Genomic DNA, 17,233 nt, shown 5'->3' on the forward strand with positions numbered 1-17,233 from the left:
CCCGCAGCCGACCCGCCGGGGCCGGGCGGCGGCGGTGCTGCTGGCCGCGGTCGGCCTGCCCGTGCTGGGCGGGGCCGCCGACGAACTGGGCGGGCCCGGCGTCGGCCTGCTCTTCGCGGTCGGCGCGGTGGCCGGGACGGGCGCGGCGGCGGCGCTGTGCAGCCGGGCCGGCCGGTGGTGGGTGGTGACCGCCGCGCCGATCGTGGTGCTGCTCGCCGCCTCCGGCGTCGAGTACGTCGCGCACTCCGAGACGTACCGGGGCCCGGGCCTCGGCACCGGCGCGCTGCGCTGGGTGGTCGGCGCGTTCCCGGTGATGGCGACGGCGACGGCGGCCGCCCTGCTGGTGATCGCGGTCCGGGCGGGGCTGGAGCGCCGGCGCCCCGCCGCGGGCGCCCCGACCGGAAGGGGCCGCCGTGGCTGAGCGCAACCGCCCCCGCGGCCGCGCCCCGCGCCGCGGCAGCAACCCGCTGACCCTCGCCGGGCGGACCCTGGCCTGCACCGTCTCGATCGCGGTGCTCGGCGCCAGCGGCTTCACCTGGTACGAGTACCGCAGCCTCGACGACGGCATGGTCAAGTCGGGAGCGCTGGACGAGGCCAGGCGCCACGCGCCGCCGCACCTGGACAAGTCGGTCAACCTGCTGCTGATCGGCCTCGACAGCCGCAAGGACATGGACGGCAACGACCTGCCCAAGCAGTTCGTCGAGGACGAGCTGCACGCCGGCTCCAGCGAGATCGGCGGCTACAACACCAACGCCATGATCGTGCTGCACATCCCGGCCAACGGCGGCAAGGTCAGCGCGCTGTCCATCCCGCGCGACGACTACGTGCAGACCGTCGGCGCGGACGGGAAGATGCACAAGATCAAGGAGGCGTACGGCATCGCCAAGGAGGCCGCCGAGGCGAAGCTCGCCGGCAAGGGGCTCTCCAAGGCGGTGCTGGAGCGGCAGAGCCGGGAGGCCGGGCGGTCGGCGACCATCCAGACCGTGCAGAGCTTCCTGGACATCCCGATCGACCACTTCGCCGAGGTCAACCTGATGGGGTTCTACGACATCGCGAAGGCCGTCGAGCCGATCCAGGTCTGCCTCAACCACCCGGTCGACGATCCGATCGTCTCCCGCACCGCCACCCACGAGGGCGGTGGCACCGGCCTCAAGCTCCCCGCCGGGATCAGCTCGCTCGACGCCGCCCAGGCGCTCTCCTTCGTCCGCCAGCGCCACCACCTCACCAACGGCGACCTCGACCGCACCCACCGGCAGCAGGCCTTCATCTCCTCCGTCGAGTACCGGCTCAAGCAGCAGGGCATCCTGAACGACTTCGGGCAGATGCAGAAGCTGTTCGACGTGGTGAAGAAGGACGTCGTCATCGACAACGAGTGGAACATCCTCGACTTCGCCCAGCAGGCGCCCAACCTCACCGGCGGGAACGTCGAGTTCAACACCCTGCCGATCACCGGGTTCAAGACGGTCGGCGGGCAGGAGGTCAACACCGTCAACCCGGACCTGATCAAGAAGATCGTCCGACAGATCTTCAACCACGAACCGGCGCCCGCCGCACCGGCCACCCCGGCCGACCCCGGCACCGAGGCCGCCGCCTCGCCCACGCCGACGCCCGCGCCCACGGCGACGCCGAGCCCGAGCGCGGCGCCGAAGGCCGTCGTCGACGTCAACGCGGCGGCGGGCGCGGGCGCGGCCGTCACCGAGTCCAAGGCGCTGGCCGAACTCGGCTACCAGGCGGGCAGGATCGGCGACGCGCCGGCCAGGACCAGGGCCACCACGGTCAGTTACGGCAGCGGCGCCAAGGCGGACGCCCAGCAGCTCGCCGCCCGGTACGGGGTGATCGCCACCCCGGCCACCGGCGTCGCCGCCGGCCACATCGTGGTCACCCTCGCCGCCACCCGTACCCCGTCCGCCACGGCCTCCGCCCCCGCGGGCGGTGCCGCGCCGGCCGACCCGTCCACCGACCCGGCGGCGGGCCTGCCCATGCAGGGGCCGGCCGTCAAGGCGGGCGGCATCCCCTGCGTCGACTGACCCCGGTCGGCCCGCGCCTCCGCCGGCCGGTCAGTTCGGCAGGCGGAGGCGCGCGTCCCGCAGGGGCTCGCGGAAGAGCACCTCGACGTACACGATCCGGCCGTCGACCACGTCCAGGACGAGATCGCCCTTCGCGGGCAGCAGCGGCAGGCACCGGTGCCCCGGGCCGTACGGCGTGCCGGGCTGGTGGGGCGCGGTCCTGAAGCTCTGGCAGAAGTCGTCGGAGCAGCCGCAGGCGGCGACGAGGCGCAGGTCCCGGGCGCAGATGGCGAGTTCGCGCTCGCCCTCCGCTTCGAGCAGGCCGATCAGCTCGCGGACGAGGTCGGGGAAGACCTCGCGGACGAGCGGAGGCTCCGGTGCCGTACTCACAGGCGCGGGACCTTCTCGCCGTGGACGGCCGTGTACTCGGCGGCGAGCCAGGGGGCGAGGTCGTCGACGAGGGCGGCCAGGACGGCGCGGTCGGTGGTGGGGGTGCGGGCGACGGCGGCGGCCAGGCGCATCTGGTCGGCGCGGTCGGGGTAGTAGCCGGCAAAGGCCTCGGCGGAGGCGGCGAGGTCGCTGGTCCAGCCGCCCCAGCGGGGCATGACCAGGGTGAAGCCGGTGCGCACGATCCGGCGGGAGACCGAGCGGCTGAGCGCGCGCAGCGCGCCGTCCGAGCCGGCGCCGTCCGAGCCGGCGGCGGCCAGCCGCTCGCGCCAGCCGGCGAGGGCGAGCCCGAGGTCGCCGTTGGTCTCCCGGGCGAGCAGCGCGGACGGGCGGTAGCGGGGCAGCCCGGCCGCGAGGTCCGGGCCGAGCAGCGGGGTGCACAGGCAGGCCACGAACCAGCCCAGGTCGTGCCGCTCCAGCTCGCTGAGCAGCCTGCCCGTGCCGAACAGCAGCACGCCCACCCCGTCGACCTGGTCGAACCCGGCGTCGAGCGCGGCCTCGACCGCGTCGGCGTCCGCCCGGTCGGCCGCGGTGGGCTCGTCGTGCAGGGCGAGCAGCACGTCGAGGTCGGAGACGCCCGGGACGGCGGTGCCGCGCGGGATGCTGCCGTACAGGTAGGCGCTGTGCAGCCGGTCGGGGCCGAAGGCGGCGGCGATCCGCGCGCGGGCGGCCTCGACCACCGGCGCGAACTCCGCCGCCACCCGGTCGAGCGAGCCTTCGCGCGCGATGCATCCGTCCTGGTCGAGCCCCTTGCCGATCATGCGCGCATGATGCCACCCCGAGCGGCGGGTGGCGAGCGGATTTCCCCGGCCCGCCCCCCCCTTTCCGGTGCTGCGGGCGGAATTGTCAGTGCCGTGTGCCAGCATCCATGGCGTACGAACACCTCGGGCACCGGAAGGAATTCGACATGGGGACGTGGGGCATCGGGCACTTCGAGAACGACTCGGCGGCGGACTTCTCCGGGTCGCTCGACGACGCGGCCCCGGGCGGGCGCGCGGGGCTGATCCGGGCGGCGCTGCTGCGCGCCGCCGAGGGGGAGGACTACCTGGAGTCGGACGAGGGCGCCGAGGCCGTGGTGGCGGCCGCGCTGGTCGCCGCGCAGTGCCCGGGCGGCACGCCGGTGACCACGGCGTACGGCCCGGCCGAGCCGATACCCGCGCTCCCCGTCGAGCTGCGCCCGCTCGCGGTGGAGGCCTTGGACCGGGTGCTGGCGGAGGAGTCGGAGCTGGCGGAGCTGTGGGGCGAGGGGGCCGAGAGCGAGGCCTGGCGGCAGGGGATCCGCACCCTGCGCGCCGTGCTCGTGCCGGTGCCGTCGGTCGCCGGGTAGCCGCCGGTCCGGCGGTGAGCCGGGCCCGGGTGCGCAACGGCCCCCGCCGCCACCGGTGGTGACGGCCGGTGGCGGCAGGGGCGGTGGGTTTCCGTGCGTCAGGGCGTGGCGCCCGAGGTGGTGGGGCACGGAGGCAGCGAGGGCGAGGTGGTGCTCGGGGTGGTCGCGCAGGTCGCGGTCGGCGTGCGGGTCGGCGTGCCGGTGGTCGCCGTGCTCTTGGCCGTGGTCGTGGACGCGCCGGAGGTCGTGCCCGACGCGGACGACGCGGACGAGGCGGACGAGGCGGACTTCTCGGCCGGCGTGCCGGCGGAGGTCGTCGAACCGGAGCTGGTGGTCCCGGAGGTCGACGGGCCGCCGGACGACGTCGTCGCGCCCGAACTGGTGGCGCCCGAACTGGTCGAGCCGGAGGTCGTCGACCCGGAGGTGGTCGCGCCCGAGGACGTGGCCCCCGAGGTGGTCGCACCCGAGGAGGTCGACCCGGAGGACGTGCCGCCGGAGGTCGTCGCGCCCGAGGACGAGGACGAGGACGGCCCCGAGGTGGTCGGCGTCACCGGAGTGGCCGGCTTCCACGCCGCGGGCGGCGGGACGCCGGGCGGCATCGGGCCCTTCGGCGGCTCGACGCGCCTGTCGACCACCTCGATCCGCCTGGTCAGCCGGGAGAAGAAGTCGCCGGTCTCGATGTTGACCAGGATGATCTCGGTCACCGGCTGCGGCGCCGGCACCACCACGATCACCGTGGTCGGCTGGAAGCCCGCCCACGCCTTCCCGGTGTACTTGGCGTTGCTCACCAGCACCGGAGCCTTCAGCGGGTTGCCGCAGGCGCACCGCACCCGGGGCACGCCCTGGGCGTCCACCAGGACGGCCGTGCCGGCCTGCAGCACGGACTGGAACTCGACGACGGCGCCGCTGCGGTAGCTGTGGTTGGTCACCCGGGTGTCCACCCGCAGGTACGCGGAGGTCAGCGAGCGCAGGTAGGCCGGGATGTCGGACTGGGAGATCCCGGCCGCCGAGGCCCAGGCCCGGCCGGTGTCCCCGGCGGAGACCGTCGAGATCAGCCGCTCGGTGTCGCAGCTGGACTTGTTCATCGACCCGGCGTACAGACCGGCCGAGCCGCCCTGCACGCTGTGCAGCACCGCCGAGGCGGTGCCGGACGCGGGGGCCGCCGTCTGCGCGGGCTGCTGCGTCGGGGCGGGCGCGGTGACGTGCTGGGTATCCGCCGAAGGGGTGAACGGGTCCGGCCCGGGGTCGGTCGGCGCCTGCAGCGCGACCTCGTTGGCGGTCGGGATGGCCTCGTGGTGGCCGCCGCTCTGGTTGTTGACGATCAGCACCGTCGCCACCACGGCCGCCGCCACCGCGCCCGCCGCGACCGCCAGCCCCCGCCCGGAGCGCCACCAGGGCGTGCGCGGAAGCCCGCCGGAGGGCGGGCCGCCCGCACCCGGTGGGCCCGAGGGCGGCGGGGGAACGGACGGCGGTCCGGAGGGCGGCCCGGCCAGCGGGCCGGACGGGGGACCGGACGGAGGTCCGAACGGCGGCTCGCTCGGCGGGCCGGCCGGAGGCGGTTGGGAACTCATCGAGGCTCCGTTTCGCAGGCCGCCGGCCGCCACGGCCGGGCGGCACGGGAGGCTCCTGCCACTGCCTCCCATTTCCCCCCGGCCCCCCGAGCCCCGCAACAGCAGGTGTGCCCGCCGTCGCCGCGCGTGCCCGTCCGACCTCGGTCAGGCTGGAACCCGACCGGGCCGCGACGGCGTGCGACGGCCCGGGTGAACGCGAGCAGGCGACCGGGGCACCGGACCAGGGCACCAGGAGGCGGAATGACTCGGCCCACGACCAGGCCCATCGGCCCGCCCGGCGCGCTGCGCGGCTGGCTCGACGCGCTCGCCGTCGTGCTGGCCGGCCTCGCCGCGATGGCAGCCGTGGCCGCCCTCGGCCTGTGGCTGGCCGGCGCCGACGACCTCCCGGACGGCGGCTTCCCCGCCGTGCTGGCCGCCACCCTCGCCCTGGCGGTCGGCGGATCCGTCCAACTCGACGGCGGCGCGGGCGACTTCGCCGCCGTAGACGCCGGCATCACCGCGATGCCGCTGTCCGTCTCGGTGGCCGGCGCGGTGGTGATCGCCGAGGTGTTCCTGCGCCAGCTGCGCTTCCGGGCCGTGGCCGGCAGCGGCGAACTGCTCGCCCGGATCACCCGGACGGCCCTGCTGTGGCTGCTCGCCCTGGTGCTCCTGACCCTCGGCGCCAAGCACCGCTTCACCGTGCCGCTCGGCGGCGACCTGGTGCAGACCATCGGCGGCGCGCTCGGCCTGACCCCGGAGGTCGGCTTCCACGCCGAGGCGCCGAGCACGGTCGGCATCGGGCTGGCCTGGCTGCTGCTGGTGCTCGCCGCCACCTTCGCCGTCTCCCGCCGCGCCCCGCTGCCGCCCTCCCTGGTCCGCTTCCAACTGGCCGTCCGCCCGCCCGCGTTCGCGCTCTGGCTGGTGCTGATCGGCTACCTGGCGATCGGCGCGGTGGCCGGGGTGGTGACCGCGATCGTGCACGGCAACGCCCGGCAGACCCTGGCCGTGGTGCTGCTCGCCCTGCCCGACCTGGTCTGGCTGGCCTTCGGCGTCGGCCTCGGCGCCGAGTGGCACGGACGGCTGGCCGGCGGGCTCGGCCTGCCCGTCCCGAAGCCGCTCTCCGACGCGCTGCGCGCCCCGGACGGCCACCGCGCCACGGTCGACCTCGGCACCCTCACCGACCAGGACGCCCGGGCCTGGTGGCTGTTGCCGCTGGCCGCCGTCCTGCTGCTCGCCGCCGCGTTCCTCGCCGCCCACCGCTCGCCGCGCACCGTCCGCCTCTGGCAGCACGCCGTCCGCTTCGCGCTCGCCACCGCCGTCACCGTGCTGCTGGTGGGCCTGTGGACGCGGGCCGACGCCGACTACGGGCTCTCCGTGCTCGGTGTCGGCCTCGGCCAGGGCGGCCTCGGCGACCTGCTGGGCACCGTCCTCGGCGGCGCCAGCCCGCTGGCGTCCTTCGGCAGCGGCAGCCTCACCCTGCGCCCGGTGCTGTGGACGGCCGTCCCGCTCGCGGCCGGGTGGGGCCTGGTCTGCGGTGCCCTCGGCGCGCTGCTCGCCACCCGCACCCGCCACCGGGGCGAGGTGATGGGCGGCGCGGGCGGCTGACCTCAGTCCTCGACGCCCGCCCGCAGGCCCCACGCGTCAAGGCCGGAGTAGATCCACGCGGTGCGCCCGGCGGGCCAGGAGCAGGCCTCGGCCTCGCCGGTGTAGACCGCCACCAGGGAGTCGGCGCCGCGCCACCAGGTGTCGGCCAGCCCCCGCACCTCGCGCACCGGTTCGAACCCGTCCAGGTCGAGGCCGTCGACCTCGCGGCCGGTGACCTTGGTGACCTGCCGCGCCCAGAACGCCGCGTGGTGGCTCAGCGCCAGCGACTCCACCCAGCCCTCGACGCTCGCGTGCAGCGGGAACCACCGGTCCGCCTGGATGCCGAACTCGCCGGACGGCCCGATCCGGAAGCTGTAGGGGACGGCGGCCCGCTGCACCCCGGCCTCGAAGGACCAGCCGTCCTCCTCCGAGGCCTCGGCCGAGTCCACGGACAGGTACCGGGGCCCGCCGTTGTACATCGGCGAGGGCGGCAGGACCAGACCGCCCCAGCGCTGCTGGAACGCCGCCATCGAATCGATCACCTCCGCCGGAACGTCCCGGTCGAGCCACCACTGCCGGTGCTCCTCGACCGGGGCCACATCGACCTTGACGCCGTGGACGCTGACGAAGCTGTGGGCCCGCCGGGTCAGGCCGGAGGGTATGGCGCTGCCGTGGAGGTTGAGGTTCACCGGCGTGAGGCTAGCCGGGCGCTTCCGGCCGGTCAGTGCCGGGGCGGCGGGTGGACCACCGGGGCCGCCCAGGCGGGCGCGTCGGGCACGACGGCCTCGGGCACCGCGCCCGCCGGCACCACCTGGGTGGGCGGGCCGGGCGCCCGCCAGGGGACCGGGGCGGCCGCCGCGCGCAGCTCCGCGACGAACCGCAGGCAGCTCGGGTGGCGCTGCTCGGGCGCCTTGGCGAGCGCCCGGGCGACGGCGGCCGCCACCTCGGCCGGCAGGTCGGGCCGCAGGTCGCGCAGCGCGGGCGGCGGGTCGTTGAGGTGCGCCCACAGCAGTGCGACGTCGCTCTCGCGGCGGAACGGCGGGGCGCCGGCCAGCAGTTCGTAGACCACGCAGCCGAGGCCGTACTGGTCGCAGCGCCCGTCCAGCGGTTTGCCGGAGATCTGCTCGGGCGCCGCGTAGTCCAGCGTGCCGACGATCTGGCCGACGCTGGTCAGCCCGCTGAGCGAGAGGGACTTCTTGGTGAGCCCGAAGTCCGCCAGGTACAGGTGCTCGGGGTGCTCGCTGTCCGTCCCGGCGGCGACCAGCACGTTGCCCGGTTTGACGTCCCGGTGCACCAGGCCGCGGTCGTGCGCCGCGTCCAGCGCGGAGGCGATCTGCAGGGCGAGCCCGGCCGCCCGGTCGACCGGTAGCGGGCCGCTGCGGCTGATCAGCGCGCGCAGGTCGCCGCCCGCGACGTAGCGCATCGCGATGTACAGCAGGCCGTCCTGCTCGCCGGCCTCGAAGACCGGGACGATGTGCGGGTGGTCGATCGCCGCCGCGGCCTCCGACTCGTGGGTGAACCGCTGCCGGAACACCTCGTTGCGGGCCAGTTCGGGCGCCAGCAGCTTGACCGCGACCGTCCGGCCGAGCCGCAGGTCCTTGGCGCGGTACACCACGGCCATCCCGCCGCGCCCGATCTCCTCCTCCAGCCGGTAGCCCGCCACCCGCCGCCCGACCAGGCCGGACGGCAGCACGCTGCCGCCCGCGGCGGCCGGCTCGGGCGGGTCGGGCGGGTCGGGCGGCTCCGACCGCGCGGGGAGGCCGGCGGTGGTCACGGCTCGCCGGCCCGGGTGGGCGCGTACGTGGTGCCGACGGGCGACGGCGAGGGCGAGGGCGAGGGCGACGGCGTCGCGGCGGGCGCGTGGGCGGGCGCCGGACGGTCGGCGGCCGCGTACGGCTGCAGCCGCAGGCCGTCCGCGTAGCACCAGCGGTCCTGCGCCGGGTCGAACACCCACAGCTCGCCGCCGTCCACCACCAGCCCGAGCCGCAGCCCGCGGGCCCGCTCCCGGAAGGTCGCCAGGTCCAGGGTGCCCGCCGCCAGGTCCTCCAGCAGCGCCCGGTAGCGGGCCAGCGCGGCCTCCGCCTCGGCCAGCGCCGGGCGCGGGTCGACGGTACGGGCGGGCGCGGCGCCGGCGGCGGGCGGGGGCTGCGGGAGGGTGAGCAGCAGCCGGCCGTCGACCCAGGCCGTCCAGCCGTTGGAGCAGAGCACCTGCGCCCAGTCGCCCTGCCGGGCCAGCAGCTGCACCGGCAGCAGCGCGTCCAGCCGGGCGGTCGGCACGGCCGGGTCCGGGGCCGCCCAGCTGGCCATCCCGCCCGGCGGGGCGACATGGCTGGGGCGGAACGCGAACTGGTCCATCGCTGGCTGCACTTCCTCGCTGCTCCTTCACTCTACCGGCGGGTCCACCACCGCACCCGGCCGCGCACGAGCCGCCCACCGGCGGCGCCCGGCCGCTACCGGCGCATGATCGCCGGCTCGTGCCGCCGCAGCAGCCCCAGCACCAGCAGCCCGTACGCCGCCGACAGCCCCGGCAGCACCGCCATGCTCACCAGCCAGCCGGGCCGCTCGTGCCGGAACATCGGGTCGGCGGTGATCGCGGTCGGGAAGACGCCGTGCAGCTCCACCGTGCGGGTCATCGCCGACATGCCCCAGCGGGACGGGATCAGCCAGGCCAGCTGCTCCAGGCCGGGCACGCCGTGCAGTTTGAGCATCAGCCCGCTGAACACGATCTGCACCACCGACAGCAGCACCAGCAGCGGCATGGTGGCCTCCTCCTTCCCCACCAGCGCGGACACCACCAGGCCGAGCATCATCGCGGAGAAGGCGAGCAGCCCGACCGCGATGATCAGCTCGGGCAGCTGCGGCATCACCACACCGGTCGGCACCGCGAAGGAGAGGTCGACGCCGGCCAGCCCGACCACCGTGAGCACCGCCGCCTGCAGCACCGTGACCGTGCCCAGCACCACCACCTTGGACACCAGGTAGGCCGATCTGGACAGGCCGACCACCCGCTCCCGCCGGTAGATCGCCCGTTCCTTGACCAGCTCGCGCACCGAGTTGGCGGAGCCGGTGAGCAGCCCGCCGATGCACAGCGTGAGCAGGCAGTTGACGGCGTTGTCGGGGGAGAGGCGGGAGCCGGCCATCGCCCGGCACATCACGCCGATCACGAAGGGCAGCGCCACCATGACGGTGAGGAACAGCCGGTCGGCCGCCAGCACCGAGGTGTAGCGGCGTACCAGGGTGCCGAGTTGGGCGAACCAGCCCTGCGGCTTCTCCCGGCCGATCGCCGGGGCGGGCCGCTCGGCCGGCGCGCGGTGCGGCAGTGCGGGCACGGCCTCCGCCGTGACGTACCGGCGGTACTGCGGGGAGGCGCGGAAGCGCTGCTGCCACGCGGCGTGGTCCTCGTTCTCGAAGGCCTCGAAGGCCTCCGGCCACTCCTCGAAGCCGAAGTAGGCCAGCGCCTCGCCGGGCGGGCCGTAGTAGGCGGTGCGGCCGCCTGGGGCCAGCACCAGCAGCCGGTCGCAGACGCCCAGGCTCAGCACGCTGTGGGTGACCACGACCACCGTGCGGCCGTCGTCGGCCAGGCCGCGCAGCATGTGCATCACCGAGCGCTCCATGCCCGGGTCCAGACCGGAGGTCGGCTCGTCGAGGAAGAGCAGCGAGGGCTTGGTGAGCAGTTCCAGGGCGACGCTGACCCGCTTGCGCTGGCCGCCGGAGAGGCTGGCGATCACCTGGTCGGCCCGGCCGTCGAGGCCGAGTTCGCCGATCACCTCGGCGACCCGGGCCTCCCGCTCGCCCCGGGCGGTGTCGCCGGGGAAGCGCAGTTCGGCGGCGTAGGCGAGGGCGCGGCGCACGGTGAGCTGGGTGTGCAGGATGTCGTCCTGCGGCACCAGGCCGATCCGGCGGCGCAGTTCGGCGTAGTCGCGGTAGAGGTCGCGCCCGTCGTAGAGCACGGTGCCCTCGTCGGCCGGGCGCAGACCGGTCAGCGCGTTGAGCAGGGTGGACTTGCCGGCGCCGCTCGGGCCGGCGACGGCCAGCAGCGAGCGTTCGGCGAGCGGGAAGCCGACGTCGTCCAGCAGCACCCGGTGGTCGGGGCCGACCCGGACGACCAGGTGCTGGACGTCCAGGGAGATCTCGCCGGTGTCGGTGTACTCGACCAGCCGGCCGTCGACGAGGCAGAGCGCGGAGTGGCCGATCCCGATGAGGTCGGCCGGGCCGACCGGGGCGCGCTGCACCGGGCTGCCGTTGAGGTAGGTGCCGTTGTGGCTGGCGAGGTCGACGATCTCGTGGCCGCCGCCGGGCAGTTCGCGCAGCTCGGCGTGGTGGCGGGAGACCACCAGGTCGTCCAGGACGAGGTCGTTGTCGTGCGAGCGGCCGATCCGCAGCGTGCGTTCGGGCAGCGGCCGGACGGAGCTGGGGCTGCGGAAGGTGCCGGAGGCCTGCGGGGCGAGGACGGCGGTGCGGTCGCCGGGGGCGAGCCCCGGGGCGAGGGCGGGGCCGGGGACGGGCCGGGGCAGGCCGGCCAGGGTGGCGGCCGGGCCGCTGGACGGGTCCCCGAAGCGCAGGTGGGTGCCCGCGCCGACGTCCTCGCTGCTGACCCGGTGGCCGTCGTCGAAGGTGCCGTTGGTGCTGCCGACGTCCTCCAGCAGCCAGTGGTCGTCGACGGCGCGCAGCACCGCGTGGTGCCAGGAGACCCGGGGGTCGTCCAGCACGATCTCGCTGGTCGGGTCGCGGCCGACGTGGTACTCCCGGCCGGGGTCGATCAGCTGGGACCCGGAGTCGGTGAGCAGGACGAGGGGCGGCGCGCTGGGTGCGCCGGGGCGCGCTCCCATGGTCGGAAGTCTAGCCGCGGCCCGGGTTCCCGGCCCGTCCGGCGCCGGGCGCCGAACGGGCCGGACGGAGATCGGACTGGACGGAGATTGGACTGGACCACTGGGAAGGCGCGGCACTATCGTTCGGCGTGCCCGCGCGCCGTCCGCCGCCGCCCCGGGAGGGGACCCATGACCAGCTGGCCGCAGTTGCGCCGCCGCCGGACCGTCCGCGCCGGCCGCGCCACCGGGCGGGTGCTGCGCTGCGGCCTGATGGACACCATGCTCGCCGACCTCGCCGTCTCCGTCGTCCTCTACTTCGAACGGCCGCTGGACGACGACCGGCTCGCCGCCGGCCTGGCCCGCGCCCTGGAACGGGTGCCGGTCTTCGCCGGCCGGCTGCGCACCGAGGGCGACGTGCTGAGCGCGGTCTGCGACGACACCGGCGTGCCGCTGGACGTGTACACCGTCGAGGGCACCCTCGCCGAGGCGATGGGCCGGGCGACCGCGACCGGCGCCGACCTGGTCGACCCGGTGGACGCCCCGGCCGCCCGGCTCGGCGGCGCCCCGCTGCTCACCGTCCGGGTCACCCGCACCGCGGACGGCGGGACGGTCCTCGGCTGCTCCTGGCACCACGCGATCGGCGACCTGCACAGCTTCGTCCTGCTGCTGCGGATCTGGTCCGCCGCGGTCGAGGGAGAGCCCCTGGCGGAGGCCGAACTCGTCGACGACCAGGACGCGTTGCTGGACCGGGTGGTGCCGGCCCCGGACTGCGGACGGCCCGGCTTCCGGATCCCCGCGGCGGCGGAGGCCGAGCTGCTGGCCCGCGAGGTGGCGGCCGCGCCGCGCGCCAACCGAGTGGTGCAGGTTCACTTCGGCGAGGCCGAAGTGCGCCGGATGCGCGCGGAGTTCGGCGCGGCCGCCGGGCGCCGGCTCTCCGCCGGGGACGTGCTCTGCGCCCATCTGCTGAGCACCCTGCGGGAGTTGGACGGGGACCGGGCCGAGCGGATGCTCACCGTTCCGGTCAACGCCCGCCGCTGGCTGGGCCTGTCGCCCGCGCTGGTGGGCAACCTGCTGAGCGAGGTGCACCTGCCGCACCGGCCCGAGGACGGGCCGGCGGCGCTGGCCGGCGCGCTGCGGGCGGCGGTCGAGGACTTCCCGGCCGCCCACCTCAACCTGCGCGCCAACCTGGACTTCCTGGCCGCGGTCGGCCGCTCCCGGCTCGGCGCGTGCGTGCCGCTGGGCTTCGACCCGGCGGCGCGCCGGTTCAGCTTCTCCAACTGGAGCCGTTTCGGCGTCTACCGGCTGAGCTTCCAGGGCCGGCGGCCGGTGTTCTTCAGCCCGGCGGCGAACTACCCGCTGCCCTGGGTCGGTTGGACGGTCGAGGGGTTCGGCGGCAGCGGCTTCCTGAGCACCGTGGTGCTGCCCGCCCGGCTCGCCGCCCGGGTGCGCGGGGCGGACGGCCGGGCGGCGCTGCACCGCTTCCGGGCGGCCGACGACGAACTGCCCGCCCTGGCGGCCGCGGTGCCCAGGGTGATCTGACGGCCCTCAGGACTCCTTGACCACCGCGCGCAGCGCGTGGCGCAGCTGCTCCCGGGAGGGCTGCAGGGCGCGGTCGAGGGCCGGGGCGAACGGCAGGACGGCGCCGTCCGGGCGGGTGATCCGCCGGGGCGGGGCGATCAGCCGCAGCTGTTCGGCGGCGGTGGCGAGCAGTTCGGCGGCGAAGCCGCAGCTGCGGTTGGCGTCGTCGAACACCACCAGCCGGCCGGTGCGCTCCAGCGAGCCGGCGAGCGCGTCCCAGTCGAACGGGTACAGCGTGCGCGGGTCCAGCACCTCGACCGAGATCTCCGGCGCCAACTCCTCGGCGACGGCCAGCGCGTCGTGCACCAGGTGGCCGACGGCGACCACGGTGACGTCGGTGCCCGGGCGGTGGATCCGGGCCCGGCCGAGCGGGATCGGGGCGAGCTCCCAGGTGACGGTCTCGCGCACCGGCAGGGCCGCCGCGGGCGCGAACACCACCACCGGGTCCCGGTCCCGGACGGCCGAGCGCAGCAGCCCGTAGGCGTCGGTGGGGGTGGCGGGCACCACGGTCTTCATCCCGGCGTGCGCGAACAGGCTGTACGGGTGGTCGGAGTGCTGCCCGGCCCAGCCGTCACGGGAGCCGGAGCCGGGCACCAGGCAGGTCAGCGGGACGGCCGCCTGGCCGCCGGTCATCAGCGAGAACTTGTGGGCCTGGTTGACGAGTTGCTCGAAGACCAGGAACAGCAGCGAGGGGATCTGGAACTCCAGCACCGGCCGCCGCCCGGCCAGTGCCGCGCCGACCGCCATCGCCGTGAAGGCCTGTTCGGACAGCGGGGTGTCCACGACCCGTTCGGGGCCGAAGCGGTCCAGCAGGCCGAGCGTGGGGCCGGCCAGCCCGGCGCCGACGTCCTCGCCGAAGACGCAGACCGCCGGGTCGGCGGCGAGTTCGTCGGCGAGCGCCCGGTTGAGCGCCTTGGTGTACGAGAGCCTGGTCACGCGACCGCCCCCGCCCGGGGGCGCAGCCCGTCCGCGTACAGGTGGTCGAGCGCCCCGGCCGGATCGGGGTGCGCCGAGGCGAGCGCGAACTCCCGGGCTGCGCCGAGCCGTTCGGCCACCGCGCGGTCGAGCCCGGCGACCGTCGCCGGGTCGAGCAGGGCGGCGGCCCGGGGGAGTGGATCGTGGGCCCGCCAGGCCTCGACCTCCTCGGGGCTGCGGTAGCGCAGCTTCATCCGCCGTTCCATGGTGTGGTGGCCCTCGTACCGGTAGGTGCGGCACTCCAGGAAGCCGGGCCCGCCGCCGCCGCGGGCCCGTTCGACGGCGCGCAGCGCGGCGGCCCGGACGGCCTCGGTGTCCATGCCGTCCACCTCCTCGGCGGGGATGCCGAAGGCGGCGGCGCGGCCGGTGGCGCTGCCCGCGACCGCGGTGGCGGCGGGCAGGGTGGTGGCGTAGCCGTTGTTCTCGCAGACGAACACCACCGGCAGGCGCCACATCGCGGCGAGGTTGAGCGATTCGAGCAGGACGCCCTGGTTGAGCGCGCCGTCGCCGAAGAACGCGACGGCCACCGAGGCGCTGCGGGCCTGCTTGGCCGCCCAGGCGGCGCCGACCGCGATCGGGGCGCCGGCGCCGACGATGCCGTTGGCGCCGAGGATGCCGAGCGCGAGGTCGGCGGCGTGCATCGAGCCGCCCCGGCCGCGGTTCAACCCGTCGACGCGGCCGGCGAGTTCGGCGAGCAGCCGGCCAGGGTCGACGCCCCGGGCGAGGACGTGGCCGTGGCCGCGGTGGGTGCTGGTGAGCCGGTCGGCCGGGCCGAGCGCCGAGCAGACGCCGACCGCGACGGCCTCCTGCCCGATGTACGGGTGGATGCCGCCGGGGATCGCGCCGGACGTCACCAGGGCGAGGGCCAGCTCCTCGAAGCCGCGGATCAGCCGCAGCGCCCGGTAGCGCTCGACGGGCCCGCCCAGCGGCAGGGGCACGACGGGGGAGGCGGGCGCGGGGGAGGCGGGCGCCGGAGAGGTGGGCGCGGTCACAGCGACCCTCGCCACAGGGTCGGGCAGTAGGCCGGGTCGGCGTAGTCGGGCCGGCCGTCGGCGGTGCGGCGGACCAGGACGTCGTGGTTGTAGACGACCGGTTCGCCGTCCGGGGTGTCGTGCCGGCGGTACTCGTTGGCGCCGTCCTGCAGGTGCAGCGAGACGGCGCGGCGCGGGTGGGCGGCGAGGTTGGGGCCGCTGCCGTGGTAGGTGCGGCAGTGGTGGAAGGACACGTGGCCGCGCGGGATCAGCATCGGGATCCGGGTGACCGGGCGGCCGTTGTGGGCGGCGTTGGCCTCCAGGATGGCGTCGAGCTCGCCGTTGTCGCGGTCGGCGAAGTGCCGGGTGGAGTCCTCCGCGGAGGGCAGTTCGCGCCAGCGGTGGCTGCCGTCGACCATGGTGATGGTGCCGTTCTCCTCCCGGCAGTCGTGGAAGGGGATGAAGGCGGTCAGCATCTCCTCCGAGCTGGAGGTCTGCCAGTAGTGCTTGTCGAAGTGCCAGGGCACCCGGTTGGTGGGCTCCTCCGGCGCCGGGGGTTTGTGGATCAGGGTGGACTGGAAGATCCTGATCTCCTCGGCGCCGGCGAGGAGCGCGGCCACCGCGCCGACCAGCGGCTTGCGCAGGATCGCGCCGATCGCGTCACTCTCGTAGTGGACGTAGTCGTTGTGCCGCTGGACGGGGCCGTGTGCGGGCTCCCAGGAGGCCAACCGTGGCGGCCGGACCGGGAGTTCGCGATCGCGTCGGCCCTCGTAGTACCGGTCGGCCGCGGCCTGCAGGCCGGCCAGCTCCTCGTCGGTGAAGAGCTTGCGGGACAGGTACCAGCCGCGCTCGCGGTAGTGCGCCACCTCGTCGGGGGTGGGCAGCAGGGCGAGGTCGGCCGCGGAGAGCTGGAACTCGGCGACGGTGGTCACGCAGGTGTGTCCTTCTCGCTCAGGGGCGGGTCACCGGGTGACCCGCCCGGTCACGAGGTCGTCCGCTCGACGGCCTCGTACAGGGCCTTGATGTTGGAGCTGCCGAAGGTGGTGGCGCCCTGGCGCTCGATCAGCTCCATGAAGTAGGTGCGCCGGGGGTGGGTGGAGCGGGCGAAGATCTGGAACAGCTGGCCGCCGTGGTCCTGGTCGACGAGCACGTGCAGGTCGCGCAGGGTCTCCACCGGGATGGCGGTCGCGCCGAGGCGCTCGGCCAGCAGGTCGTAGTAGGCGCCCGGGGTGGTCAGGAACTCCACGCCCCGGGAGCGGACGGTGCGGACGGCGTTGTCGATGTCGGAGGTGCTGAAGGCCAGGTGCTGGACGCCGGCGCCGCCGTGGGAGGCCAGGAACTCGTCGATCTGGCCGAGCCGGCGGGAGGTGTCGGGCTCGATGACGGTGAAGGTGACCCCGCCGGACGGGCTCTGCACGACCATGGAGTCCATGGCCTGCGAGCCGACCTCGATGTACTCGCCGAAGATCATCTCGAAGCCGAGCGCGGCCTCGCAGAACTTCACCGAGTCGCCGAGCCGGCCCGCCGGGACGCAGATCGCGACGTGGTCGAGCTCGTCCAGCAGTCTGGGCCGGTCGGAGGGCGCGTCCTCGCGCAGCGGGACGAGGCGCAGGGCGGTGTCGCCGAAGCCGACGATCAGCCTGCCCGCGCGGTCCAGGACGCGGGCGCCGTGCCGCTCGGCGCGCTCCAGGGCGGCCTCCGGGTCGGTGCAGCCGAGGGCGAGCGCGGCGACGCCGTCGCCGTGCCGGGCGACGTAGGCGGCCACCGGGTGGTCGGGCGAGGCGGCGGAGCTCAGGTGGAGACGGATCGATCCCTGGTGCAGTGCGATCGTGCGGGCGCCGTCCGGCGTGGTCACCGGGGCGTCGGCGGTGAAGCCGTAGTCGGCGGTCAGGCCGGCCGCGGTCTTGTCGGCGTCGGCGCAGTGGAACTCGACGTGGGCGATGTTCTGGATGGGCATTGGGATCTCCCCCAGGGACGACAGGTCGGG

16 protein-coding genes are annotated in these 17,233 nt (G+C 75.6%); 5 read left to right on the forward strand and 11 right to left on the reverse strand.

The window, feature by feature from the left end:
- A partial coding sequence (locus VM95_RS39215; protein ID WP_052707643.1) for a DUF6542 domain-containing protein occupies nt 1–421 on the forward strand: 421 nt, incomplete at its 5' end.
- Nucleotides 414–2,027, forward strand: a complete 1,614-nt coding sequence (locus tag VM95_RS29165) for an LCP family protein (protein ID WP_045702292.1) — start codon at nt 414–416, stop codon at nt 2,025–2,027. The genes VM95_RS39215 and VM95_RS29165, both read left to right, overlap by 8 nt.
- A gap of 30 nt (nt 2,028–2,057) precedes the next feature.
- Here the strand turns inward: VM95_RS29165 and VM95_RS29170 are convergent, their stop codons facing one another.
- Complete coding sequence (locus tag VM95_RS29170) at nt 2,058–2,396, reverse strand: hypothetical protein (protein ID WP_045702294.1); 339 nt, start codon at nt 2,394–2,396, stop codon at nt 2,058–2,060.
- A complete protein-coding gene (locus tag VM95_RS29175) occupies nt 2,393–3,214 on the reverse strand; it encodes a nucleotidyltransferase domain-containing protein (RefSeq protein WP_045702296.1) in 822 nt (273 codons plus the stop codon). Before VM95_RS29175 ends, VM95_RS29170 begins: the two co-directional genes overlap by 4 nt.
- Before the next feature lie 146 nt (nt 3,215–3,360).
- Here VM95_RS29175 and VM95_RS29180 point away from each other — a divergent pair, with 146 nt between their 5' ends.
- Nucleotides 3,361–3,780, forward strand: a complete 420-nt coding sequence (locus VM95_RS29180) for a DUF4259 domain-containing protein (protein ID WP_045702356.1) — start codon at nt 3,361–3,363, stop codon at nt 3,778–3,780.
- Nucleotides 3,781–3,878: 98 nt separating this feature from the next.
- On the opposite strand, the gene VM95_RS42835 is transcribed toward VM95_RS29180, so the two are convergent.
- Nucleotides 3,879–5,351, reverse strand: coding sequence for a DUF6777 domain-containing protein (locus VM95_RS42835; protein WP_157882234.1), 1,473 nt, complete (start codon nt 5,349–5,351; stop codon nt 3,879–3,881).
- 240 nt (nt 5,352–5,591) lie between these two features.
- On the opposite strand from VM95_RS42835, the gene VM95_RS29195 reads away from it, so the two are divergent.
- Nucleotides 5,592–6,935, forward strand: coding sequence for a streptophobe family protein (locus tag VM95_RS29195; RefSeq protein ID WP_045702299.1), 1,344 nt, complete (start codon nt 5,592–5,594; stop codon nt 6,933–6,935).
- A 2-nt stretch (nt 6,936–6,937) separates the two neighbouring features.
- Here VM95_RS29195 and VM95_RS29200 read toward each other — a convergent pair whose 3' ends face one another.
- The 4 genes from VM95_RS29200 to VM95_RS29215 all read right to left on the reverse strand — a co-directional run bounded on the left by VM95_RS29200 (nt 6,938) and on the right by VM95_RS29215 (nt 11,743).
- Nucleotides 6,938–7,603 (reverse strand): hypothetical protein, encoded by a 666-nt coding sequence (locus VM95_RS29200; protein ID WP_045702301.1) that lies wholly within the window; start codon nt 7,601–7,603, stop codon nt 6,938–6,940.
- A 32-nt stretch (nt 7,604–7,635) separates the two neighbouring features.
- Complete coding sequence (locus VM95_RS29205) at nt 7,636–8,607, reverse strand: serine/threonine-protein kinase (protein WP_045702363.1); 972 nt, start codon at nt 8,605–8,607, stop codon at nt 7,636–7,638.
- 77 nt (nt 8,608–8,684) lie between these two features.
- Nucleotides 8,685–9,281 (reverse strand): SH3 domain-containing protein, encoded by a 597-nt coding sequence (locus tag VM95_RS29210; protein ID WP_341846032.1) that lies wholly within the window; start codon nt 9,279–9,281, stop codon nt 8,685–8,687.
- 83 nt (nt 9,282–9,364) lie between these two features.
- The gene (locus tag VM95_RS29215) at nt 9,365–11,743 is read right to left on the reverse strand and encodes an ABC transporter ATP-binding protein/permease (protein WP_045702305.1); all 2,379 of its coding nucleotides are present in this window, start codon (nt 11,741–11,743) and stop codon (nt 9,365–9,367) included.
- Between the two features lie 168 nt (nt 11,744–11,911).
- Between VM95_RS29215 and VM95_RS29220 the strand changes: the two genes are divergently transcribed.
- Nucleotides 11,912–13,261 carry an acyltransferase gene (locus VM95_RS29220; protein ID WP_045702307.1) on the forward strand — a complete coding sequence of 450 codons (1,350 nt, stop codon included), beginning with the start codon at nt 11,912–11,914 and terminating at the stop codon, nt 13,259–13,261.
- 6 nt (nt 13,262–13,267) lie between these two features.
- Here the strand turns inward: VM95_RS29220 and VM95_RS29225 are convergent, their stop codons facing one another.
- Genes VM95_RS29225 through hppD form a run of 4 tightly spaced genes read right to left on the reverse strand, consistent with a single transcriptional unit; the run spans nt 13,268 to nt 17,203 of the window.
- Nucleotides 13,268–14,236, reverse strand: a complete 969-nt coding sequence (locus tag VM95_RS29225; RefSeq protein ID WP_045702309.1) for an alpha-ketoacid dehydrogenase subunit beta — start codon at nt 14,234–14,236, stop codon at nt 13,268–13,270.
- Nucleotides 14,233–15,267: a thiamine pyrophosphate-dependent dehydrogenase E1 component subunit alpha gene (locus VM95_RS29230; protein ID WP_244178990.1), complete on the reverse strand. Its 1,035-nt coding sequence runs from the start codon at nt 15,265–15,267 to the stop codon at nt 14,233–14,235. Before VM95_RS29230 ends, VM95_RS29225 begins: the two co-directional genes overlap by 4 nt.
- Complete coding sequence (locus tag VM95_RS29235) at nt 15,264–16,178, reverse strand: phytanoyl-CoA dioxygenase family protein (protein ID WP_045702311.1); 915 nt, start codon at nt 16,176–16,178, stop codon at nt 15,264–15,266. The genes VM95_RS29230 and VM95_RS29235 overlap by 4 nt, the downstream gene beginning before the upstream one ends.
- A 50-nt stretch (nt 16,179–16,228) precedes the next feature.
- Nucleotides 16,229–17,203, reverse strand: a complete 975-nt coding sequence (hppD, locus tag VM95_RS29240) for a 4-hydroxyphenylpyruvate dioxygenase (RefSeq protein ID WP_045702313.1) — start codon at nt 17,201–17,203, stop codon at nt 16,229–16,231.
- Nucleotides 17,204–17,233 lie beyond the last annotated feature (30 nt).

Origin of the sequence: Streptomyces rubellomurinus (assembly GCF_000961885.1) — a bacterium.
GTDB classification, from domain to species: Bacteria; Actinomycetota; Actinomycetes; order Streptomycetales; family Streptomycetaceae; genus Kitasatospora; species Kitasatospora rubellomurina.

Excerpts from the sequence above, each read along its gene's own strand:
- VM95_RS29215 (WP_045702305.1), bottom strand. The coding sequence starts at position 11,743 with ATGGGAGCGCGCCCCGGCGCACCCAGCGCGCCGCCCCTCGTCCTGCTC.
- VM95_RS29195 (WP_045702299.1), top strand. The coding sequence starts at position 5,592 with ATGACTCGGCCCACGACCAGGCCCATCGGCCCGCCCGGCGCGCTGCGC.
- VM95_RS29220 (WP_045702307.1), top strand. The coding sequence starts at position 11,912 with ATGACCAGCTGGCCGCAGTTGCGCCGCCGCCGGACCGTCCGCGCCGGC.
- VM95_RS29175 (WP_045702296.1), bottom strand. The coding sequence starts at position 3,214 with ATGATCGGCAAGGGGCTCGACCAGGACGGATGCATCGCGCGCGAAGGC.
- VM95_RS42835 (WP_157882234.1), bottom strand. The coding sequence starts at position 5,351 with ATGAGTTCCCAACCGCCTCCGGCCGGCCCGCCGAGCGAGCCGCCGTTC.
- VM95_RS29180 (WP_045702356.1), top strand. The coding sequence starts at position 3,361 with ATGGGGACGTGGGGCATCGGGCACTTCGAGAACGACTCGGCGGCGGAC.
- hppD (WP_045702313.1), bottom strand. The coding sequence starts at position 17,203 with ATGCCCATCCAGAACATCGCCCACGTCGAGTTCCACTGCGCCGACGCC.